This window comes from Arcicella rosea (genome assembly GCF_014204325.1).
Lineage (GTDB): Bacteria > Bacteroidota > Bacteroidia > Cytophagales > Spirosomataceae > Arcicella > Arcicella rosea_A.
This window is the reverse complement of record NZ_JACHKT010000029.1, coordinates 17,863-40,013: the sequence shown is the minus strand read 5'-3', so window position 1 is coordinate 40,013 and position 22,151 is coordinate 17,863. Positions and strand designations below refer to the sequence as shown.

Sequence of the window (22,151 nt, the reverse complement as noted above, 5' to 3'; positions counted from 1 at the left end):
GAACTACACAATTCTCTTTTTAGAAAATCGGCCTCAAAAAGCATAATCTTAATGTTTTTGGTCTTTATGATGCCTAAAATCGCTTGTTCTCAAATTAAAAAAGATAGTTTGTTTTTGCATTATTTATTAGCCAAAGATGAACATCGTGATGCTATTACTTTAATTTCTCAATTACAAACTCGTTATCCAGATACTACGCAACAACGATTGGAACTTCCATATTGGAAAGGATTAGCTTTTTACTCACTCAAAAAACTTGATTCCTGTACTTTTTACTTTTCAAAAGTAAACGCTTCGAGTCAATACTTTAAAAAATCAGTATTCTTGTCAGGCATATCATATAGTTATCTTCGTAATATTAATCAGGCTCAAAAATTGTTTCTGGCTGTTGATGCAAAAGATAGCCTTACTAGAGCTATTCGTACTTTTGAGTTGGCGGGGCTTAATCTTCTAAACCGTAACCTTAGTGTATTTGATTCTCTTAAGAACCATTTTTCAGAGGAATACTATCCACTCCAAAAGCAACAAAGTAATTTTAGCGATTACAGAGAAATTATTCAGAAACAACAACGGAAGTCGCCATTGAAAGCCGCTTTACTATCTGCTATTTTACCCGGAGCAGGGAAAATATATGTAGGAGGGCAATTAGGACAAGGCATTTCAACATTTATACAAAATGCTATATTGGGTCTGCAAGCTTACGAAGGTTTGCGAAAAGACGGAGTATCAAGCCCTAGATTTATTATTTATGGAGGTTTGTTTAGCTTATTTTATTTAGGCAATATTTGGGGAAGTGCTTTGAGTGTAAAAATCAAAAGACAAGAATTTAACGATAAGATAGATGAACAAATATTATTTGATATGCACATTCCTTTGCGTACTATTTTCAACTAAATCTTATACGCAGAATTTTCGGGAAGGTGATAGCTTGTTGTTGGACAAACAATATGATGTTGCTCTGTTGGCTTATGAAAAGAATTACTTTGAATTAGTAGAATTTCCAGATACTACACTTTCAGCAATTAGCTTACAAGAAGCGAAAAATGCTTGTTTATTGAGGAAAGTCCATTGCCTGAAAGCGATGGGAAAGTTTGAGGAGGCTGGGAAAACAGCTTTGAGATTCGATTTGGCAAACTTATCAGATTCAAGTCAGTTTATTTTGCGAAATGAGTTAATTGTAAATTATTATTTATCAGGATTTTATGAGGATGCACTTAGCCAGATTCAACAATTAAGATTTTTTGTGAAAGATTCTTTACTAACACAAAATAGCAAACTGTGGGAAATACTTTGTTTAACACAACTTAAACGTTACCCAGAAGCAAAAGAAGTATTTGGTGCTTATGCCAGTGCAAAAAATGTAAAAATGAATATAGATTCCGTTTTTGCATTTGAAAAATCAAACAAATTTAAAAGTGTGAAAAAAGCAGCGACATTGGCTACTTTTTTACCCGGAGCAGGAATGCTCTATGTTGGAAATACTACAGAAGGTTTAGTTTCATTAGGCTTACAAATTGCCACACTTGGTTTTGGCTTTCATAATATTTCCAAAGGATATTATTTGTCTGGTTTTTTTACTGGCTTTGGCTTATTTCAAGCTTTTTATTTTGGCGGAATCAGGCGTACAGAATTATTAGCAGAACAAAAGAATCGCCAATTGATAGACTTATATACAACGAAAGTAACGAAGGCATTAATAGCACTTGAAAACTGAAAAAGCCAAGGACAAATACTTGTTCTTGGCTTTTTATTAAGTAAAATATGAAGATTATTAAATTCTACCACATAAAGAATTTAGGATTGTCCTCATATTTTGAAATACCTTCGTCGTTAACTAATGCGATTAACAACACTACCCAGTCAACAAAAGCTACAATACCGCAACCTCCCAAAGTTAGGATATAACCTACTCCAGTTAATGTTGCTGTACCCATGTAGAAACGGTGAATACCCAAACCTCCTAAGAAAGTTGATAATATAAATGCTGTTGCTGCATTTTTACTACCAGCTACTGAAGTTGTAGGTAAGCTGCTTGTTGTAGCCAATACATTGTTAGATGTCTCGGCATTAACAGTTGGTATTAAACTTGCTACTTCAACACCATTGCCTAATGTTGCTTCTATGGTAGCATCATTAGCTAAATATTCACTTGGCGTAGAAGCGAATGATTTTGAACATACTGTTAAAAACAGCATAGAAGATAAGATGACAATTTTTTTCATGGAAAAGACAGGATTTTAAGTGAGTTCTAAATCTTTTAAGACAACAATATAGCTAAAATACTGATAAGTGTTGTTAACAAATTTTTAAAACTTATTATACGGTCGATTTTCTTTGAAAAGTTATAATTATGCTTCCACCGCTCGCTTAAATTCTGAAGTAAAGTGGAATTGAATATCAGGATTATTTTGGATATTCATTCTTAAAATCCATTCTGATTCTGCTAAGAATACAAAGTTTCCATCTTTATCTTGAGCAATGTTTTGTGCTTTTAAGCGAACAAATTCTGTCAGTTTTTTCTCGTCATCAGAAGTTACCCAACAAGCTTTGGCAATATCACGGTGGTCAAAACGACATTTCGCTCCGTATTCATGTTCCAAACGATATTGAATTACTTCGTATTGAAGTTCACCGACTGTTCCTACAATTTTTCTGTTTCCCAAATGTGGTTGAACGAATAATTGTGCAACTCCTTCGTCTGTCAATTGCTGAATGCCTTTTTCCAATTGTTTTGATTTCATTGGGTCAAGGTTCATTAATTCCTTGAAAATCTCTGGGGAGAAACTTGGAATACCTTGGTATTGCATTAATTCTCCTTCCGACAAAGTATCGCCAATTTTAAAATTTCCAGTGTCATATAAACCAATTACATCGCCTGGAAAACCTTCGTCGATTACTTCTTTTTCTTGTGCCATAAAATTATATGGATTGTTGAAACGAAGATTTTTATCTAAACGAACGTGTTTATAAAATTTATTTCGCTCGAATGTCCCCGAACATACTCTCAAGAAAGCAATTCTATCACGGTGTTTTGGATCGAGGTTGGCGTGAATTTTAAAGATAAAACCAGTGAATTTTTTCTCTTCTGGTTCTACAATTCTTACATCTGTTTTACGAGCTTGCGTACTTGGAGCAATTTCGGTGAAAGTATCTAGCAATTCTTGTACACCAAAATTATTGACTGCCGAACCAAAGAAAACAGGAGCTACTTCGCCAGAAAGGTAAACACTTCTGTCAAAATCTCCATAAACACCTTCAATCAATTCGATGTCTTCACGTAATTGATTGGCATCTTTTTCGCCTACTTTTTTATCTAATTCTTCCGACCAAATATCAACGGCTACTACTTCTTTTTCAATCTTCGTTTTGTTGGCATTGAAAATATTTAATGATTTGTCATAAATACTATAAACACCTTTGAAGTTTGAACCTATGTTGATAGGCCAAGTAAGCGGACGTACTTTGATATTCAACTTCTGTTCTAATTCATCTAATAAATCAAATGGATTTTGTCCTTCTCTATCCATTTTGTTAATGAAAACAATGACAGGCGTATTTCTCATACGACAAACTTCCATCAAACGTTCAGTTTGCTCTTCCACACCTTTTACGCAGTCGATAACCAAAATTACCGAATCGACAGCCGTTAAAGTTCTATAAGTATCTTCAGCAAAATCTTTGTGACCAGGCGTATCAAGAATATTGATTTTCAGGTCATTGTACTCGAAAGTCATTACAGAAGTAGCCACCGAAATACCTCTTTGGCGTTCAATCTCCATGAAATCGGAAGTTGCTCCTTTTTTAATTTTGTTTGATTTTACCGCACCAGCCGTTTGGATAGCTCCACCAAATAAAAGTAATTTTTCGGTAAGCGTCGTTTTTCCCGCATCGGGGTGAGAGATAATACCGAAAGTACGGCGTTTATGTATTTCTTCTTGTATGGTTGCCATTGTCAATCTATAAATGAGTGATTGAGTACTTTAATACATCTCAATCCTGAAAATCTTTTAAATAATTTGCAAAATTACTCATAAAAAAAGAAACCTCACAGAATTTTGTTTTCTGTGAGGTTTTAAAATCAAACTAAAAGAATAATATGTTATTCTACTCGTTGAGGTTACTTTTGCTTTTACTATAAATAAAGTAAACTACAAGACCAATTCCCATCCAAACGAATGCAAATAATTGAGCTTTGCTATCTAATAAAGACATCAATGCGACATTGGTAATAATACCAAGTGGAGCAACTAACATCAATAAAGGAGTTTTGAAAGGACGCTCACGATTAGGTTCACGTTGACGTAAAATTAATACCGCTAAACAAACCATCGCAAAGGCAAAAAGCGTTCCGAAGCTAGTCATATCGCTCAATACACCGATAGGAGTAAATGAGGCTACCAACGAAACAACTAAACCTACTAGAAGAGTACTTTTCCAAGGAGTTTGGAAAGTTGGATGAATTTTACTGAAAAAATCTGGTAATAAACCATCTTTAGCCATACCTAAGAAAACACGTGTTTGTCCAAGCATCATAACTAACATTACTGAAACCAAACCTACAGTAGCAGCCGTAGTAATGATAAATACCGCCCAAGGCTGTCCTACTTGGTCGAAAGCATAAGCCACTGGAGCTTTTAGTGCATCGCCAGTAATGTCTTTATAATTTAGCATACCAGTAAGTACTAGCGATACTAAAATATATAATAACGTACAGATTGCTAATGAAGCAATAATAGCAAATGGAATATCTTTTTTAGGATTGATAGCTTCTCCTGCTGAAGTAGAAACAACATCGAAACCAATATAAGCAAAGAAAATAGCTGCTGCTCCACTTAAAATACCTTTAATACCATAGGCTTCTTGCATTTTACCATCTGCGTGTTTCACCATTTCAGGCTCAGGAATAAATGGATGCCAGTTATCAACATTTACAAAGAATACACCTACAATAATTACAAATAAGATAGCTGATAATTTAAGAATTACAATTAGGTTATTTGTATTGGCAGCTTCTTTAACTCCTTTTACTAAAATCCAAGTAACTAGCCATGTAATCAAGAAAGCAGGTAAGTTAAAAGAAAATGCTGCGGGTTCTGTTATATTATTATCTATGGCATACTGGGCTCCAGAAAAAGGGTCGTTCGTTAAATAGTATGGCATTGTAATCCCAAAGAGATGCAGTAGCTTATTAAAGTAACCGGACCAGCTGACGGCGACAGTCATTGCACCCATTGCATATTCGAGAATTAGCCCCCAGCCAATTATCCATGCAAAAATTTCGCCCATTGTACCATACGCATACGCATACGCAGAACCTTCTACAGGTAACATCGAGGCAAATTCAGAATAACATAATGCAGCAAAAACACAACCAATACCGGCAACAACAAATGATAATGCCAAAGCAGGTCCAGCATGATAGTGGGCAGCAGTACCTGTTAATACGAAGATACCTCCACCAATGATACCTCCGATACCGATTGCAGTGAGGCTCCATTTGCCAAGCACTTTATTTAATTTATTGTTTTTAATATCAGCTTCATAAGCTGACATTGGTTTTTTACGCCAAATACTGTTGCTCATAGGGTTTTAGTTTTTTGTGTGAATTTGAAGTGATCTTTAGATTTTGGTTAGTTAATAAATCTGTTTTTTTGTTCAAAGAAATCCTTTCGAGATAAAAAACTATTAATACTTCATTCTACGAAAGTATATTTTGTTGAAACATCCTTGAAGATACAGAATATTTTGCCTCAAAACAAAAAAAGACCTGCAAGTCAATCAACTTACAGGTCTTTTGATATAGTATTTAAGCTTTTGCAGCAGGTTCAACTTTTTTCTTACCTGTACCTAAATCGATAACGATTGGCGCAGCTACGAAAATTGAAGAGTAAGCACCGAAAATAACACCGATAAACATGGCGAATGAGAAACCTCTTAAAATATCTCCACCAAAAATCAATAATACCGTTACTACCAAGAATACTGTTGTAGCTGTCATTACTGTACGGCTCATGGTATGGTTAATAGACTGGTTAATTGTTTTTATCATCAATTCTTTGTTGCTCAAATCGGCATCAAGACCAATTTCTTCACGAATACGGTCGAATACTACCACGGTATCGTTAATAGAGTAACCAATTACAGTTAATACCGCTGCAATAAAGATTTGGTCAACTTCTAATTCAAATCCGAAAAGGCGAGTAATACCAACCATTCCTAACACTACTAATGAATCATGTAAAAGGGCGATAATACCACCTAATGAATATTGCCATTTACGGAAACGTAATAAAATGTAAATGAAAATACCTACTAAAGCGTAAAGAATTGAAATGAATGATTGTTTTAAAATATCATCTGCAATAGTAGCACCAACTTTAGATTCTGAAACAATAGTTGGCTTGGCATCAGCAAATTTCTTCAAACCATTCTCTAAAGCTTTACGAACTTTCTGGTTTGCTTGAATCGTTTCGTCTTCTACTAAATATGCCGTAGTGATTTTTAATTTAGTATCACCATTAAAAGTTTTTACTTCAACACCTTTTCCTTCAAAGCTGTCTGCTAAACCATCTTTGATAGTTCCTGCTTCTACTGGTTTTGATAATTCAACTACGTAAGAACGACCACCTTTGAAGTCAACACCTAAGTTAAAACCACCTTGGATTGTTAATACGATAGCTCCAACAGCAATTAAACCCCATGAGAACCAGTATGAATACTTACGTTTTCCGATAAAGTCAAAGTTAAGTCCTTTGAAAAGGTCTTTAGAAATGAATGTTTCAAAAGTAACGTCTTTTTCTTTTCCTGCTTTGATTGCACGATTTGCCATCCAATCTACAAAAACATGAGAAACAAATACAGCAGTAAATACAGAGGTAACTAAGCCGATACACAAAGTAACACCAAATCCTTTTACAGAACCTGAACCAAAAATAATCAAAATAACCCCAATGATGATGGTTGTAACGTTACCATCAATAATAGCCGAAAGTGCTTTTTCGTAACCTAGTTTGATAGATTCTAATAAACCTTTTCCTTGGTGAAGTTCTTCACGAATACGCTCATTAATCAATACGTTGGCATCAACCGCCATACCTAATGTTAACACAATACCTGCGATACCTGGCAATGTTAATGCTGCTTGAATTTGTACTAATACCCCAGCAATGAAGAATACGTTAAAGAAAAGTGCAGCGTTAGCCATCCAACCTGGGTTACCATAATAACCAATCATGAAGATAACCACTAACAATAAACCCAATGCCATTGAAAAATAACCTTGGTTGATAGCCTCAGCACCTAATGAAGGACCAATAAAAGCATCTTCAACAATACGAGTAGGAGCAGATAATTTACCTGATTTAATTACGTTGGCTAAATCTTTTGCTTGTTCAACGGTGAATGAACCAGAAATTGATGAACGACCACCAGCGATTTCTCCGTTAATATTTGGAGCAGAGTAAACATAACCATCAAGTACAATCGCAATACGTTTTCCAACATTAGCAGCTGTTAAGTTTTTCCAAATTCTAGCACCCGTACCATTCATATTCATGGTTACTTCTGGGCGTCCGTTTTGGTCGAAATCTTGAGCCGCATCTGTGATTACTTCTCCATCCAATGGTGCTTTTTGTCCTTCTGCTTTTCTCAAGAATTCAAAAGGAATAATTTCGTCACCATTTGTAGCAGGAATTCCAATGGCATTCCAAGCAAATTGAAGACCTGAAGGGAACATAATTTTTACTTCGGGACGACTGAATAATTCATTTACACGAGCAGTATCTTTACGGAAAACACCCCAAGATCTTCCTTGGTTATCCAAAGGCAAAAACAATTTTGTAAGTGCCGAACCAGCAGTTGTATCTTTTACAGCAGAATCTTTCTTCGCTACTTTAGCAGTACCAGATAATTGACCAGCCAATCCGCCAGCTTTTGTAGTATCGGTAGAAGTTGTCGCCGTTGCAGTACTTGCTTTTTTAGCTTTTTCTTCCGCAGTTAAATATTCACCTAAAGAATTTAAGCCTGGTCCCCATTCAGAAATTTCAGCTACTTCGATAAATTCTAATTTTGATGCTGCTGATAATAATTTTCTAGCACGCTCAGGGTTATCAATACCCGGTAATTCTACTTGAATACGGTTTGTTCCTGGTAAACGTTGGATGTTAGGGTTGGCAACCCCTAATTTATCAATACGAGTTTGAACTGTTTTATAAACACGATCAACAGCGCCATCAATTTCATCGTTGATTACTTTCTTTACTTGTGAATCTGAAGAATTAGAATTTAATTTTTCACGATTTACAGAGTTAGCGAAAATTGATGCTAATTTTTGATTTGGAGCAATTTTAGCAAAAGCTTCGTAGAATAATTCATTGAAGGTTTTTGTTGAAGTTGCTTGTGCCTCAGATGCTGCTTGAATTGCTTTTTCAAAGTTAGGATCATTGCTTTTTCCTGACAATGCACGAAGAATTTCTACTGGAGAAACTTCTAACACTGCATGAAGACCACCTTCTAAGTCCAAACCTTTATGAAGTGCATAAGTAGTTACTTCTTGTAAAGTAAAGCCTAAGTAAATAGGTTGCTTCCAAAGCGAGTCAATGTAATGAGTTTTCTTTGCTGGATCTAATTCTCCAGATTTTGAAGTAGCATAATTAATAGCATCTTCACGAACTGAGCTTGCTTTCCAAGTAAACGAAAGGAAAAATAAACATAAGGCTGAAATAATTCCAGTCAGCCAAATTATGGCACTTTTATAACGCATTGTTGTAGGGAAAAAGTAATTGTGAGTAAATAAACGGATGATTAGGGTTGTAACATTCTAGCCGACATGGCAAAACGTCTTTGCTTTGATAGAAAATGTCTATCAATAAAATTTATCAAGAAAAAATTATGGGGCGTTGGTAACGATAAAATGCTCGAAAAGTACTTCGAGATGCGGAAGGCGAAATGCTAAATTTTGAACAGATTGAAAAGTGCGTTCAAACGATAAAAAAGCAAATTCACAAGGATGGAAAATGAATTCTTGTGCAAAATCAATATTAACAGGTACAGAAACCTGCATTACCGAAAGCTCAGAAACGGAACATTGTTTAGGGGTATGATTGTCCTGTTTTTGTTCTGTTTTTACTTTACTAAGCAAGTTTTGGCTTTTCGGCGTAGCACTTATTGTTTTACCAAAAACGGTAAAAACAATAACGAGCGACATCAAAAAGACGCTGAATAAACGAGCTATGTGGGTGTTTTTTTGCATTCTGAATTACAAAACTATCACTTTTTGTTTGGTAATTCCAAATTCTCACTTAAAATAATTGTTCCACCTGTTAGAAATTATTTCTTACTTTTGAGCCGTCATTCATAAACAGCGTAGAAATGTTTAATTATTTAGAACCATCATATATCAAAAAATTCATTCAAACTGCTCTTGCCGAAGATGTTGGTGACGGTGATCATACTTCATTATCGACGATTCCTGTAACAGCCACTGGACGAGCAAAATTATTGGTAAAAGAAGATGGAATGTTAGCGGGAGTCACTTTAGCAACGATGATTTTTGAAGAAGTTGATAAAGCCCTTGAAGTAAAAGTATTGCTGGAAGACGGCACGACGATAAAAAAAGGAGAAATTGTTTTGACGGTAGAAGGTTCTTCGCAATCAATTTTAAAGGCAGAACGCTTAGTGTTGAATTGTATGCAAAGAATGTCGGGTATTGCTACTTATACCGATTCGATGGTGAAATTGTTGGAAGGAACGAAAACCAAATTATTGGATACTCGTAAAACAACGCCAAACTTTCGCCTTTGTGAAAAATGGGCTTGTAAAATTGGCGGTGCCGAAAATCATCGCTACGCATTGTTCGATATGATATTGATAAAAGATAATCATGTGGATTATGCGAGAGGAATTCATAATGCCATCAAACAAGCAAATGATTATTTGAAAGAAACAGGACGTGTATTAAGCATTGAGATTGAAGTAAGAAACTTAGCAGAGCTTCGGGAAGTGCTAGTAATAGGACAAGTAAACAGAATAATGTTAGATAATTTTTCATTTGATGATTTACGTGAAGCTGTAAGATTAATTAATGGTAAATATCCAACTGAAGCTTCTGGTGGAATTAATGAAAAAACCGTTCGACAATATGCTGACTGTGGTGTAGATTATATTTCTTGCGGTGCTTTAACACATCATGTAAATAGTTTGGATTTAAGCTTAAAAGCTTACTAGAGTGATTGGTGATTTTAATAATATGTTACTTAATCACTCAATCAAAAATCACTCATTCACTCAATAAAAAGGTGTCTTTTCTCACGATATAAAATTTTAACAATGAATTTATTAGAAGAATCTCAACGAGTTGGCTACGTGAGTCGCTCTGTTCCGTTCAAAGGAGAAGATTTAAAAGAACAGATTTTAAAACTTAAAAAAGAGAAAAATGCGGTAATCTTGGCTCATTATTATGTTGATGCTGAAATTCAGGAAATTGCGGATTTTTTAGGCGATAGTTTGGGCTTGGCACAAGCAGCAGAACAAACCGATGCTGACATGATTGTTTTCTGTGGAGTACACTTCATGGGTGAAACAGCTAAGATTCTTAACCCGAATAAAAAAGTAGTATTGCCAGATTTAAACGCTGGTTGTTCTTTGGCTGATGCTGCTCCGAAAGAGGAATTTGCGGCTTTCAAAGCAAAATATCCTGATGCTGTTGTAGTGAGTTATATCAATTGTACGGCAGATATTAAGGCGATGACCGACATTATCTGTACTTCATCAAATGCAGTGAAAGTCGTTGAATCAATTCCTGCCGACAAACAAATTATTTTTGCTCCTGATGCTAATTTAGGAAGATATGTAGCGAAAAAAACAGGTCGTGATTTGATTCTGTGGGAAGGTGCTTGTATTGTTCACATAGATATTTCACTGGAGAAATTGAAAAAAGCGAAAGAAGAAAATCCCAATGCTTTATTGATTGCCCATCCTGAATGTAAGGAAGTGATTTTATCGCAAGCGGATTTTGTAGGTTCAACTACTGCTTTGTTGAGTTTTGTTCAAACATCAGATTGTCAGGAATTTATTGTGGCGACAGAGGCAGGTATTTTGCACAAAATGAAAATGGCTGTGCCTCATAAAAAGCTGATTCCTGCGCCAGCGAATGAAAAAAATGCTTGTGCTTGTTCAGAATGTCCATACATGAAAATGAATACGATGGAAAAACTCTACAATGCAATGTTCTATGAATTACCAGAAATTCAAGTACCTGAAGAAGTAAGAGTACCTGCTTTGAAGGCGTTGAAAGCAATGTTAGAAATTAGTAAATAAATAACAATTGAGGCTAACAAATCAGGATTTGTTAGCCTCAATTGTTATTAGACATTCTATAAAATTTGATAGCTCAATTTTAAAGACCATAAAAAATCCACACCTGTTAGTTTAAAGTTTAGTGGGCTATGAAAATTAAAGTATATCGTCCTTGGACGCCCATTCTCAGAGAAAACATGATCATTTGGTGCTAATGTGTATTTACCAGTTGTATTTGTATGAGTTGCTATCCCAATTCCTCCATACCATTCTAGCCAAAATCGCTCACTTATTTGTCCCATTACTCCTATTTTTCCATAAACTCCCCAAACGTTATAAATAGTATCGTCAGAAAGCTTTTCATAATACTTGTACCCATTATTCCAATTATTCCAAGAATTTCCTCCTCTACCAATAGTTGTAGTACTTGGATAAGTATTGGTGCGGTTGAAGAGTTCAAGCCCATAAAAAGAATTAATACGCTTGTTTTTCAAGGCAAATGGTTTTGTATATCTTCTTAATTCTACTCTGTATCGTTGTGATGTTTCTCCTTCATCATAACTACCCTTTGTGCCAGCTAATGAAATATCAGCATTGCCATAGGCATAATCAAATGCAATGGTAGTTCTAGCGCTAATATTGGTTTCAAGCCCAAGCTGAATAGCTGCATGTGTTCCAATGTACGTCAATGGTGCTATTTTGAAAAGTAAGTGTCGATGCGAAATGGTATCGCTTTGTGCAAATGTGAAGATTCGGCTAAAAGCTAAGCATATTATTAAGATAGAATATTTCATTCGATAGGTATTTTACTTAGAAGTTTTAATGTTTTTGGGTCGCTGTAATCGTATTGATAAATACCATTCTGACCAGTTACTATCAGTTTTTGTTGATTTAGAATAACATCATACGAAACTACATCAGTCAAAAACTCCTTTTCAACAGGATTTACGGGGTCTGATAAATCAAAAGATTTCAAACCAAAACTACCTTCACAAATAAATAAATTTTTTCCATCTACTGCTAATCCATGTGGATTTTTCATTGGAATAGATTTTACCAAAATAGGACTTGAAGGGTTACTTATGTTGACAATATCCAGAGAATTTACTCCTCTTTGGCAGCCAGTTCCACTCCTTAAAGTCACATAAGCATAATTATCTTGCACCACCACGGGGTCACAACTAAGTATATGCGTATAAGTAGAAAGTAAAACGGGATTGGCTGGGTCTTGGCTATTGAAAATTTTCATTCCAGTATTACTTCCAATAAAGAGCATGTCTTTATAAGGATAGATGGTTTCTAACCCAAAGCCCAAATTGATAGTTTTGATTTTTTGAGGAGAAGTATTCTTAATATCGAAAATAGACATATTGCTATTGCCTACTGTGTAAAGATAGCCATCACCTAAAGTAAAGCGAGCCATAGAACCGCCTGTTCCATTTCCAAAGGGAGATACCGAATCATTTGCTGTTTGTTGGCAACTTTGAAGGCATATTAATCCCCAAATACAATATAATAATTGTGTCTTTTTCATCTGTAACAATTTAGCGTGTAGTCAACTTGTAAAACTTTTTCCCAGCCAATTACTACTCCTTTATTACTGTCAACGCATTCAAAACGTACATTGGTAGTTGGTGGATAATTCTGAGATTCAAACACATCTTTTAGGCGATGTACTAGCTTGGCTTCCGAAGGCTTGCTAATGTTGATACTTATCAAATCTTTCAGGTTGTCGGCATACAAAATATCTCCTCTTATGGCAATATCTACATTGCTTGGAATTTGTAAAAAAGCAATTTTTTTAGGGCTTTTTGGGTCTTTATTATCAAAAATATGAACGCCTTTACCAAGCTCATTCACAAATAAAAACTGGTCTTTGATATAAATTTTACCAGGAGATTTTAATGGCTGAGGAGTGGTGATAAGTACTTTTTCTATTTCGTCAGCATTTGCATAAATAGGTCGGTAACCTTCGCTAGTTTTTGGAAATTCTGGGGGACTATCAAGGTGAAAACAACTGCTTAATAGCAGAACAAGGGATAAGTAGGATAGTAGTTTTGTCATGATTAACGTTTTTAGGGAGGTAAAGAATTATTCACTAATTTAGGTATTTTTGTGAATTAACCTTTATTTTTTTTGATTATTTTTTTAACATTAAAAAAAGCCATCAACAATATATGCTGATGACTTTCGATGTTTTGTTATATTTTACCTTAATCAAGATACTTATACTTCCTGATTGCTCAACTTCAGGCTCCAGTTTAGTAATTATCTTTCTTCTTCAGATAAATTTGAAACTGTTCTTCCGTTAGAATCGCTTTCATTTCTTTATCTCTTTCTTCTTTGATACCAAGTGCTTTTGTTCTGATTTTAGCACGTACTTCTTCTGTAATTGGAGGTACAATTTTCTTTACTTCTTCCGAAAAATCTAAACGTTTAAAGGCAAAGTTAATATTGGCATTTTCAACTTTAGGAATTTGCTCTTCTGTCAATTTTAATTTTTTTATCATCCAACGAGTATCCTCATTAGCCATTTTTTCGGGGTCTAAACTTTCTGGCTTTCTTTGCATACCCTCACCTGCTTGGGGGATTCTGCTTCTTCCTAAGCCTCCTCCGTATCCTCCTTGCCCATAGCCCTGTCCGTATTGTGCATTACTTTCATGAATATGTAAGAAAATAGAAAAGCATAAAGCGAGTAAAAGTGTTAAGTATTTTTTGGCTTTCATTGGGCAACCTGATTTGTTTTTGTGTTAAGCGATTTAATCATCATTAAAAGTATTATTATTTACTTCAAAGAATGAACAGTTAAATTAATAATTTTCTGTTACTCTTTTCAGTATTTTAGATGAAGTTTATAAAAAAAGCCCTCAATCTTTTGGAAAGAGGGCTTTTTGATACTGAAATGATTAAGACCCGCAGGCTTCGCATCCATCTGGATCGTCAATTGAGCATTGCATCGCCGACCAATTTTGTTCGACTACGCTGTCTAAGCCTCCTACAACGAGTGAGGCAGCTGATGATTTCGCTTGTGCTGCTTGTGCGGCATAAGCTTCATAACTCATCTCGTGCTCTTGCACAACATTTGCTTGCTCAATGGCCACTTCGGCTTGTTTCTCGACTGTAAACTTGATTGCATCGGCGGCAGCTTTTGTTCTGAGATAGTACATCCCAGTTTTCAAGCCTTTTTCCCATGCGTAGAAGTGCATCGAAGTAAGTTTACCAAAGTTCGGGTCTTGAATATGAATATTTAATGATTGCGACTGGCAAATATATGCACCTCTGTCGGCAGCCATTTCAATAATAACTTTTTGTTTGATTTCCCAAACTGTTTTATAAAGATCTTTTAAACTTTGCGGAATTTCAGCAATGTTTTGAACCGAACCGTTGGCAGAAATCAACTTGTTTTTCATTGAATCATTCCATAAGTTCAACTTCACCAAGTCACGAAGAAGATGTTTGTTCACTACAGCGAATTCTCCAGAAAGTACTCTACGTGCGTAAATGTTTGAAGTATAAGGCTCAAAACATTCGTTATTTCCCAAAATTTGTGAAGTCGAAGCCGTTGGCATCGGTGCTACTAATAATGAGTTTCTTACGCCATGTGTTTTAACTTTTTCTCTTAATTCTTCCCAATTCCAACGACCAGACTCTGGTGTAACTCCCCACATATCAAATTGGAAAATACCTTGCGAGATTGGTGAACCTGCCCAAGTTTCATAAGGACCTTCTTGAATTGCCAATTCCATTGAAGCCTCCATGGCTGCATAGTACATGGTTTCAAAAATATCTTTATTCAATTGTTTTGCTCCTGCCGATTCAAAAGGCATTCTTAACAAAATAAATACATCTGCTAAACCTTGAACACCTAAACCAATTGGACGATGACGCATATTTGAACGTCTTGCTTCCTCAACTGGATAATAGTTACGGTCGATGATTTTATTTAAGTTTTTCGCTGCAACCTTTGTTACTTTATATAAAGCTTCGTGGTCGAACTCTTGGAAACCTCTTTCGTTAGTTTTTACAAATTTTGGTAAAGCTAAAGATGCTAGATTACAAACCGCTACTTCATCTTTAGAAGTATATTCCATAATTTCAGTACATAGGTTTGAAGACTTGATTGTACCTAAATTCTTTTGGTTTGATTTACGGTTGGCGTGGTCTTTAAATAACATATAAGGCGTTCCAGTTTCTGTTTGAGATTCTAAAATCTCGAACCATAAATCCTGAGCCTTGATTACTTTGCGTGCTTTTCCTGCTAACTCATAGCTAGTGTAAAGTTTTTCAAATTCGTCTCCATAAGTATCAGCCAAGCCTGGGCATTCGTGCGGGCAAAATAATGACCAAGTATCATTATCTTTTACACGTTTCATGAATAAATCAGGAATCCACATCGCATAGAATAAATCTCTAGCACGCATTTCCTCTTTACCATGATTCTTTTTCAATTCTAAGAAATCGAAAATATCTGCATGCCAAGGTTCTAAGTAAATAGCAAATGAACCTTTTCTTTTTCCACCACCTTGGTCAACGTAGCGAGCTGTATCATTAAATACTTTCAACATCGGTACAATACCGTTTGAAGTACCGTTTGTTCCTTTAATATATGAACCCGTAGCACGAACATTATGAATTGATAAACCAATTCCACCAGCCGATTGAGAAATTTTGGCACATTGTTTTAATGTATCATAAATTCCTTCAATTGAATCGTCTTGCATCGTTAATAAGAAACAAGATGACATTTGTGGTTTTTGTGTTCCTGCATTGAAAAGCGTAGGAGTAGCATGAGTAAACCAACGTTCTGACAATAAATTGTAAGTTTCAATGGCTTTTTCAACATCATTTCCATGGATACCAATAGAAACACGCATCAACATGTGTTGCGGACGTTCAGCAATTTTACCTTCCATTTTTAGAAGATAAGATTTTTCTAAAGTCTTGAACCCAAAGTAATCATAACCGAAGTCACGGTCATAAATAATAGCAGCGTCTAATTCTCCTGCATTTTTTTTGATAATATCATACACTTCTTTTGATAAAAGTGCTGCATTTTCTCCAGTTTTTGGGTCTGTATAGTTATAAAGACGTTTCATCGTTGCTGAGAACGATTTCAAAGTCCCTTTATGCAAATTAGAAACAGCAATTCTAGCTGCAAGCACGGCATAGTCTGGGTGCTTGGTCGTCATCGACGCAGCTGTTTCTGCTGCCAAATTATCTAATTCGCTCGTGGTTACTCCATCATAAAGCCCAGTAATAACTTTTTTGGCTACTTCGAGGGGCTGCACAAAGAATGGATCGAGACTATAGCAAAGTTTTTCGATTCTGGCGGTAATCTTGTCAAACTTTACAGACTCACGTCTGCCATCTCTTTTAATAACGTACATATTAACTCGGGTTTTTTATTGTGTTCAGTTTTATTAAAATAAAGAAAGAAGGCTTGAATATAATCATTCAAAGAAATCAAATAATCATTCCTTGAGTGTATCGTTGAAACCATTTTGTGGGTGTTCTCTTCAACACAAAGCTTTTGTTTTTCATTCCTTAATATCCATTATTTTTTACTTAAATCATTGTTTTTTCTTGAAAATGAAAAATGATTTAAGAATTAATTCGGCTAAAATTTTAAGAATTTTTGTACTAGCAATCTCAAAGAAATCAAGGATTGATTCGATGTGCTAGATCTTTAAATAAAACAGAAACGTTAATAATGAATGATTTTGGTATGCACTTCAAAGATAACAATTTCTTAATCTATTCGCAACGAATAACAAGCTATTAAAAAGCAAGAAAAAATTAAACTATTTGTTATGTACAACAGAAATTCAAGCCTAGTGCCATTCAGCCAAGTATCAGCCTTGGAATAATTATAAAGAATTTTTTTACAAAAAAATCAGAATACTTTTTCTTGAAAAGTTAAATCAAATTACCTTAAAAAAGTTTTTGAAACCACCAAAAAAAATGTAATTTTGCACCCTCAAATAGAAAAGTGCTTTTGTCGATTGTTATCAGTAATTCGTTTAATTATATCTAAACATCTTGAATACTGTATCTCCCAATTTAGCAATCGACTCATTATATACAATCCAGAGACGGCGGGGAATCGTCTCAAAATCAAAATATTATCATGAAACAAGGAATTCATCCAGATTACAGACCAGTGGTTTTCCATGATTTGTCTGCTGATTACAAGTTTTTAACACAATCATGTGCAAAAACAACTGAAACAACTGAATTTGAAGGAGAAACTTATCCAGTATTCAAAATCGAGGTTTCTTCTGAGTCGCACCCATTCTATACAGGTAAAAATGTATTATTGGATACTGCGGGTCGTGTTGATAAATTCTACAAGCGTTTCGGTGGCAAGAAATAATTCTTCTACCCAATCGGTGTCGAAATTGAAAAAAAGCCTTTTAGAGCAATCTGAAAGGCTTTTTTTATGCCTAATTCATGGAATGTTGAAAAAAGAATCGGTTTTGTAAATTAAAAATCTAAATATTAATATTTTAAATTCGTAACTCATCATTCTTAATTCATCACTCTTAGTTATCGGTAATATATAACTTATATTTGTGGCGATTATTTGTTAATGATGAACAGATAACACTGAAAATTAGTGAAATGTAGTACTTTCATTAATTTTGTACAATTACAAATGCTTAACTAATCTTGCCCAGCGGATGGGATACTCCGTATTAAATGTATGAATTTTATACTCTTTGATGACCTCCAGATTCGTCAGTCTTTGTTGCCTCTAACTTTTACTCGTCCTGTCGGTGAAATTCGTATCGGAATACAAACCATCAGCGAAAAATGGCAGGCGTACCTACAAAGCGAAATTTCATTTTATACGCAAGATTATTTACAGACCAAGTTCCCCGTCATTTTGGCAGACGACAATGTATTTATTAATGGTGCCGTTTGTCCGACGCAAACTTTAGTTGAAGCCATTCAACAATTAGCACCCGATACTGCTTTGCTTCAAAGAGAAACCATTCTTGCTTATAGAAGTAAAGAAGCCAAGGATACTTTTGAAAATACGATTACTTTTGAGGGAACTGTACGAATCATTCGTCACGCCATAGATATTTATACACACAACGGCGAGCAAATTATTAATGATTTTCAGAGAATCACATCAGGAAGAACCTCGCAGCCCATCAACGACCGCTTTACGGCTTTTTATAATGAATCACAGATTTTTATTGAAGAAGGTGTTGATTTAAAATCGGTTGTACTCGATGCTACGCACGGTCCGATTTATATTGGCAAAGGCGCAAGCCTAAGCATTGGAGCTTTGATTCAAGGTCCTTTTGCCATTTGTGAAAATTCGGTGGTGAATATGGGAGCAAAAATGCGTAGAAATACAACCATTGGCCCGCATTGTAAGGTAGGCGGAGAAATCAGTAATTCCGTTATCTTTGGCAATTCAAACAAAGGACATGAAGGTTTCATGGGAAATTCTGTGATTGGCGAGTGGTGTAATTGGGGAGCTGATACCAATAATTCTAACTTGAAAAACGACTATTCAAAAGTAGAATTGTGGAGTTATGTAAGTAATCGCTACGAAAATACAGGTTCGCAATTTGTGGGTTTAATCATGGGCGACCATTCTAAATGTGGTATCAATACGATGTTTAACACTGGAACGGTTGTGGGTGTGAATTGTAATATTTTCGGAGCAGATTTTCAACCAAAACATATTCCTTCGTTTTCGTGGAGTAATGGAAATGGTACTTTCAAAACGTATCATTTGCGGAAAGCAAACCAAGTAGCTCGTGCTGTTTTGGAACGTAGAGGAAAAGAATTTGATGCTGTTGAAGAACAAATTTTGAAAGCAATTTTTGAGATGATTTGAAAATTTGGAAATTTGAAGATTTGAAAGTGTGGTAATTTGAAAATAAAATTTGAGTAAGCTACTTATTTTCAAATTTTCAAATCATCAAATTTCCAAATTCTTCCACTTTTTCAAATCTTCAAATTTTCAAATTCTCCCACATTTTCAAATTGAAAAGAATAAATGTTATTTAAGGAAATCCCAGGTTTAAGTGCCATTAAAAATACGCTGATTCGTTCGGTGCAAATGAACCATGTGGCTCATGCACAATTGTTTCATGGAGCAATTGGCGGAGCAAACTTGGCTTTGGCTTGGGCTTATGCTACTTATATCAATTGCGAAGACAAGACCGAAACTGATGCTTGTGGGTCTTGTGCGTCTTGTATCAAAATGGCGAAAATGGTGCATCCTGATATTCACCATATTTTTCCGACTCCGAGTGCGAAGGAAACCGTTTTGGAATTATTGCCCACTTGGCGTAAGTTTTTGATTGAAAGTCCATATAGAAGTTTAACGGATTGGTTGGAGTTTACGGGTGCAACTGGCAACAAACAAGGAATTATTCCTATCAAGGAAGCTCATAATATTATTGAGAAAATCTCGCTCAAGGCTTTTGAAGCAGAGTACAAAATCTTGATTATTTGGCAACCAGAATTAATGAACATTGAGTCGGCGAATTCTTTATTAAAAATTTTAGAAGAGCCGCCTACCAAAACGCTGTTTATTCTCGTATGTAACGATACCAACAAATTATTAACAACGATACTCTCCAGAACGCAAAGAGTAATGATTCCTGCTTTTTCGGATGAAAATACGGTTGAATACCTTACCGAAAAAACAGGAGTAAGCATGGAAAGAGCCAAACAAATTGCATACTTATCCGAAGGAAATATTTCAAAAGCAGTAGCTTTAACTACGCACGAAGGACAAGTACAGCACGAATGGTTTGCTAATTGGATGCGAATGGCGTACAAACCAAATGTGCAAGCTTTGATAAAATTGGCTGATGAATTTGACGCAATGTCGAAAGAAGACCAAAAAGGCATGATGGAGTACGGCTTGAATATTTTTAGAGATTTGTTACTTTGGAAAAACGGAGCAGAAGCTTTGGTAAGATTAGAAGGAGAGGAACTTACTTTTGTACAAAATTTTTCAAAAGCAGTAAAAATTGAAGCCATCGAACTGATTGTACAAGAATTCAGTCAAGTATATTATTATTTAGAACGCAACGCAAGGGCGAAGATTTTACATTTAGATTTATCACTAAGCATCGCCCGATTGTTTAAAAGTTAGAAAAATCATTAACAATAAAAGCTCAAAGCTCACAGCTCAGGGCTAATAATCCAACCATGAGTACAATAAAATTAGGAACGAGAGGGTCAAAATTAGCACTTTGGCAAGCGTACTTCATCAAAGAAACATTAGAAAAAGGCGGTTTATCTGTTGAAATCGTCATTATCAATACTAAAGGAGACCAAATCTTAGACCGTTCTTTGTCGAAAATTGGCTCAAAAGGAGTATTTACGGAAGAATTAGAAGAAAAACTTCGTTCTGGCGAAATAGATATTGCACAGCATTCAGCCAAAGATTTACAATCGGAATTGGCGGATGATTTAGCATTAATTGCCTTTACCGAGCGTGAAAAAGTAAACGACGTTTTGGTAAGTTATGATAAAAGCTTATCGCTGGAAAGTGGAAAACCTTTTGTAGTAGGTACTTCTTCGACCCGAAGAGTAGCGATGTTGAAGCATTTTTATCCGCACATCAAAACCGTAGATATGCGTGGCAACTTGCAAACTCGCATGGGTAAATTAGAAAGTGGCGTTTGCGATGCTTTGTTGTTGGCTTATGCAGGAGTGCATCGCATGGGCTACGAAGAACATATCGCAGAGTTGATTTCATTAAATAAGTTTACGCCAGCCGTTGGACAAGGTTCTGTGGCGATAGAATGTGCCGTTTCGTTGGATGCTGAAAAGAAAGCAAAAATTCGTGAATTGTGTAATCATGCTGAAACGGAACAACAATTATTGGCAGAACGTGCTTACTTGAGACGCTTGCAAGGTGGTTGTAGTATTCCAGTTTTTGGCTTGGCACAAACTGCTGAAAATGGAGAATTGACTATGACAGGCGGCATCATCAGTTTAGACGGACAGGAAGTATTGAAAGAAAGAGTATCAGGAACAGATGCCCTTGAAATAGGCGAAATTTTAGCGGAAAAGATTTTAAGTTTAGGCGGAGATAGAATTTTGAAAGAAATTCGTGCGGGGCTAAACAGTTAGTGATTTGAAGATTTGAAAATGAGGTAATTTGAAAATTACTTATTGATAGATAATTGCTAAAAAAACATTTTCAAATCTTCAAATTCTCAAATCTTCAAATTAAAAAAACTACTTCAAAGCCTTTGCAATAGCTTCTTTCGCCAATTTCTCCATGATTTTATAGCAAGCAATTGTTGGATGTACGCCGTCTTCTGCCATTTCTTTGCTCAATCCATTTCTTTCATCTTTCAAAGGCGTGAAGTAATCAAGGTACACCAAGTTGTATTGTTTCGCCAATTGTTTAATGCCTTCGTTCAAAGCAATTCCCTTACTGGGTACATCTTTAATTTCCTTTCTCCACGGAAAAGCCGCCGCAGGCATCACCGAAGCCAAAATCACTTTAATATTATTTGCTTTGGCGATTTCGATCATAGATTTATAGTTTGCCAAAGTATATTCTTGCATATAATCGCCCGTATTTTCTGCAATGTCGTTGATACCAATGTTGATAATGACTACTTTTGGTTTCAAATCCACCACATCCTGACGAAAACGCAATAAAGTTTGTGGAGAAGTTTGCCCGCTGATGCCTCTTCCTAACAAGTACAGTTTTCAGAACCTGGGGCTTTGCCTGAATACAATTTGGTGACTTCCTGCGAGAAAGCAGAGGAACTGAGGAGTAATGAAAAAAGTAAGCTGTAATGTGTTTTTTTCATAGTTGTTAAAATTTGAGATTGTATTGAATCAGTTTCAAGACCTGA

19 protein-coding genes are annotated in these 22,151 nt (G+C 35.5%); 8 read left to right on the top strand and 11 right to left on the bottom strand.

What is annotated here, in order from left to right; all coding sequences use genetic code 11:
* The first annotated feature begins 66 nt into the window (after nucleotides 1–66).
* Both HNP25_RS16855 and HNP25_RS16850 read left to right on the top strand, forming a co-directional pair.
* A complete protein-coding gene (locus HNP25_RS16855; protein ID WP_184136026.1) occupies nucleotides 67–894 on the top strand; it encodes a tetratricopeptide repeat protein in 828 nt (275 codons plus the stop codon).
* Nucleotides 842–1,714, top strand: coding sequence for a hypothetical protein (locus tag HNP25_RS16850; RefSeq protein WP_184136024.1), 873 nt, complete (start codon nucleotides 842–844; stop codon nucleotides 1,712–1,714). Before HNP25_RS16855 ends, HNP25_RS16850 begins: the two co-directional genes overlap by 53 nt.
* 64 nt (nucleotides 1,715–1,778) lie before the next feature.
* Here HNP25_RS16850 and HNP25_RS16845 read toward each other — a convergent pair whose 3' ends face one another.
* From HNP25_RS16845 to HNP25_RS16825, 5 genes are all read right to left on the bottom strand, one after another.
* Nucleotides 1,779–2,222: a TM2 domain-containing protein gene (locus tag HNP25_RS16845; protein ID WP_229202898.1), complete on the bottom strand. Its 444-nt coding sequence runs from the start codon at nucleotides 2,220–2,222 to the stop codon at nucleotides 1,779–1,781.
* Nucleotides 2,223–2,348: 126 nt separating this feature from the next.
* Entirely contained in the window at nucleotides 2,349–3,950 is a 1,602-nt protein-coding gene (locus HNP25_RS16840; RefSeq protein ID WP_184136022.1) for a peptide chain release factor 3, read from the bottom strand.
* A 154-nt stretch (nucleotides 3,951–4,104) separates the two neighbouring features.
* The gene (locus tag HNP25_RS16835) at nucleotides 4,105–5,583 is read right to left on the bottom strand and encodes an APC family permease (RefSeq protein WP_184136020.1); all 1,479 of its coding nucleotides are present in this window, start codon (nucleotides 5,581–5,583) and stop codon (nucleotides 4,105–4,107) included.
* 223 nt (nucleotides 5,584–5,806) lie between these two features.
* Nucleotides 5,807–8,761 carry a protein translocase subunit SecDF gene (gene secDF / locus HNP25_RS16830; protein WP_184136018.1) on the bottom strand — a complete coding sequence of 985 codons (2,955 nt, stop codon included), beginning with the start codon at nucleotides 8,759–8,761 and terminating at the stop codon, nucleotides 5,807–5,809.
* Between the two features lie 126 nt (nucleotides 8,762–8,887).
* Entirely contained in the window at nucleotides 8,888–9,250 is a 363-nt protein-coding gene (locus HNP25_RS16825; protein ID WP_184136016.1) for a hypothetical protein, read from the bottom strand.
* A gap of 119 nt (nucleotides 9,251–9,369) precedes the next feature.
* On the opposite strand from HNP25_RS16825, the gene nadC reads away from it, so the two are divergent.
* Both nadC and nadA read left to right on the top strand, forming a co-directional pair.
* Complete coding sequence (gene nadC / locus HNP25_RS16820) at nucleotides 9,370–10,224, top strand: carboxylating nicotinate-nucleotide diphosphorylase (RefSeq protein ID WP_184136014.1); 855 nt, start codon at nucleotides 9,370–9,372, stop codon at nucleotides 10,222–10,224.
* A 102-nt stretch (nucleotides 10,225–10,326) separates the two neighbouring features.
* Nucleotides 10,327–11,316, top strand: coding sequence for a quinolinate synthase NadA (nadA, locus tag HNP25_RS16815; RefSeq protein ID WP_184136012.1), 990 nt, complete (start codon nucleotides 10,327–10,329; stop codon nucleotides 11,314–11,316).
* Between the two features lie 56 nt (nucleotides 11,317–11,372).
* Here the strand turns inward: nadA and HNP25_RS16810 are convergent, their stop codons facing one another.
* The 5 genes from HNP25_RS16810 to HNP25_RS16790 form a co-directional block, all read right to left on the bottom strand.
* Nucleotides 11,373–12,089, bottom strand: a complete 717-nt coding sequence (locus HNP25_RS16810; protein ID WP_184136010.1) for a hypothetical protein — start codon at nucleotides 12,087–12,089, stop codon at nucleotides 11,373–11,375.
* On the bottom strand, nucleotides 12,086–12,829 hold the full coding sequence (locus tag HNP25_RS16805; protein ID WP_184136008.1) for an LVIVD repeat-containing protein: 744 nt from the start codon (nucleotides 12,827–12,829) through the stop codon (nucleotides 12,086–12,088). Before HNP25_RS16805 ends, HNP25_RS16810 begins: the two co-directional genes overlap by 4 nt.
* Nucleotides 12,826–13,359: an LVIVD repeat-containing protein gene (locus HNP25_RS16800; RefSeq protein ID WP_184136006.1), complete on the bottom strand. Its 534-nt coding sequence runs from the start codon at nucleotides 13,357–13,359 to the stop codon at nucleotides 12,826–12,828. The genes HNP25_RS16805 and HNP25_RS16800 overlap by 4 nt, the downstream gene beginning before the upstream one ends.
* A gap of 197 nt (nucleotides 13,360–13,556) precedes the next feature.
* On the bottom strand, nucleotides 13,557–14,021 hold the full coding sequence (locus HNP25_RS16795) for a hypothetical protein (protein ID WP_184136004.1): 465 nt from the start codon (nucleotides 14,019–14,021) through the stop codon (nucleotides 13,557–13,559).
* A gap of 180 nt (nucleotides 14,022–14,201) precedes the next feature.
* The gene (locus HNP25_RS16790; protein ID WP_184136003.1) at nucleotides 14,202–16,682 is read right to left on the bottom strand and encodes a ribonucleoside-diphosphate reductase subunit alpha; all 2,481 of its coding nucleotides are present in this window, start codon (nucleotides 16,680–16,682) and stop codon (nucleotides 14,202–14,204) included.
* Between the two features lie 740 nt (nucleotides 16,683–17,422).
* On the opposite strand from HNP25_RS16790, the gene HNP25_RS16785 reads away from it, so the two are divergent.
* From HNP25_RS16785 to hemC, 4 genes are all read left to right on the top strand, one after another.
* Nucleotides 17,423–17,668: a type B 50S ribosomal protein L31 gene (locus HNP25_RS16785; protein ID WP_184136001.1), complete on the top strand. Its 246-nt coding sequence runs from the start codon at nucleotides 17,423–17,425 to the stop codon at nucleotides 17,666–17,668.
* 330 nt (nucleotides 17,669–17,998) lie between these two features.
* Nucleotides 17,999–19,153 (top strand): GlmU family protein, encoded by a 1,155-nt coding sequence (locus HNP25_RS16780; RefSeq protein ID WP_184135999.1) that lies wholly within the window; start codon nucleotides 17,999–18,001, stop codon nucleotides 19,151–19,153.
* A 162-nt stretch (nucleotides 19,154–19,315) separates the two neighbouring features.
* On the top strand, nucleotides 19,316–20,425 hold the full coding sequence (locus HNP25_RS16775; RefSeq protein ID WP_184135997.1) for a DNA polymerase III subunit: 1,110 nt from the start codon (nucleotides 19,316–19,318) through the stop codon (nucleotides 20,423–20,425).
* Between the two features lie 56 nt (nucleotides 20,426–20,481).
* Entirely contained in the window at nucleotides 20,482–21,411 is a 930-nt protein-coding gene (gene hemC / locus HNP25_RS16770; protein ID WP_184135995.1) for a hydroxymethylbilane synthase, read from the top strand.
* A gap of 108 nt (nucleotides 21,412–21,519) precedes the next feature.
* Here hemC and HNP25_RS16765 read toward each other — a convergent pair whose 3' ends face one another.
* Entirely contained in the window at nucleotides 21,520–21,993 is a 474-nt protein-coding gene (locus HNP25_RS16765) for a GDSL-type esterase/lipase family protein (protein ID WP_229202897.1), read from the bottom strand.
* Nucleotides 21,994–22,151 lie beyond the last annotated feature (158 nt).

What these genes read in the sequence shown, in the direction of transcription:
- HNP25_RS16855 (WP_184136026.1), top strand. Translation starts at nt 67, where the DNA reads ATGATGCCTAAAATCGCTTGTTCTCAAATTAAAAAAGATAGTTTGTTT.
- HNP25_RS16850 (WP_184136024.1), top strand. Translation starts at nt 842, where the DNA reads ATGAACAAATATTATTTGATATGCACATTCCTTTGCGTACTATTTTCA.
- HNP25_RS16845 (WP_229202898.1), bottom strand. Translation starts at nt 2,222, where the DNA reads ATGAAAAAAATTGTCATCTTATCTTCTATGCTGTTTTTAACAGTATGT.
- HNP25_RS16840 (WP_184136022.1), bottom strand. Translation starts at nt 3,950, where the DNA reads ATGGCAACCATACAAGAAGAAATACATAAACGCCGTACTTTCGGTATT.
- HNP25_RS16835 (WP_184136020.1), bottom strand. Translation starts at nt 5,583, where the DNA reads ATGAGCAACAGTATTTGGCGTAAAAAACCAATGTCAGCTTATGAAGCT.
- secDF (WP_184136018.1), bottom strand. Translation starts at nt 8,761, where the DNA reads ATGCGTTATAAAAGTGCCATAATTTGGCTGACTGGAATTATTTCAGCC.
- HNP25_RS16825 (WP_184136016.1), bottom strand. Translation starts at nt 9,250, where the DNA reads ATGCAAAAAAACACCCACATAGCTCGTTTATTCAGCGTCTTTTTGATG.
- nadC (WP_184136014.1), top strand. Translation starts at nt 9,370, where the DNA reads ATGTTTAATTATTTAGAACCATCATATATCAAAAAATTCATTCAAACT.
- nadA (WP_184136012.1), top strand. Translation starts at nt 10,327, where the DNA reads ATGAATTTATTAGAAGAATCTCAACGAGTTGGCTACGTGAGTCGCTCT.
- HNP25_RS16810 (WP_184136010.1), bottom strand. Translation starts at nt 12,089, where the DNA reads ATGAAATATTCTATCTTAATAATATGCTTAGCTTTTAGCCGAATCTTC.
- HNP25_RS16805 (WP_184136008.1), bottom strand. Translation starts at nt 12,829, where the DNA reads ATGAAAAAGACACAATTATTATATTGTATTTGGGGATTAATATGCCTT.
- HNP25_RS16800 (WP_184136006.1), bottom strand. Translation starts at nt 13,359, where the DNA reads ATGACAAAACTACTATCCTACTTATCCCTTGTTCTGCTATTAAGCAGT.
- HNP25_RS16795 (WP_184136004.1), bottom strand. Translation starts at nt 14,021, where the DNA reads ATGAAAGCCAAAAAATACTTAACACTTTTACTCGCTTTATGCTTTTCT.
- HNP25_RS16790 (WP_184136003.1), bottom strand. Translation starts at nt 16,682, where the DNA reads ATGTACGTTATTAAAAGAGATGGCAGACGTGAGTCTGTAAAGTTTGAC.
- HNP25_RS16785 (WP_184136001.1), top strand. Translation starts at nt 17,423, where the DNA reads ATGAAACAAGGAATTCATCCAGATTACAGACCAGTGGTTTTCCATGAT.
- HNP25_RS16780 (WP_184135999.1), top strand. Translation starts at nt 17,999, where the DNA reads ATGAATTTTATACTCTTTGATGACCTCCAGATTCGTCAGTCTTTGTTG.
- HNP25_RS16775 (WP_184135997.1), top strand. Translation starts at nt 19,316, where the DNA reads ATGTTATTTAAGGAAATCCCAGGTTTAAGTGCCATTAAAAATACGCTG.
- hemC (WP_184135995.1), top strand. Translation starts at nt 20,482, where the DNA reads ATGAGTACAATAAAATTAGGAACGAGAGGGTCAAAATTAGCACTTTGG.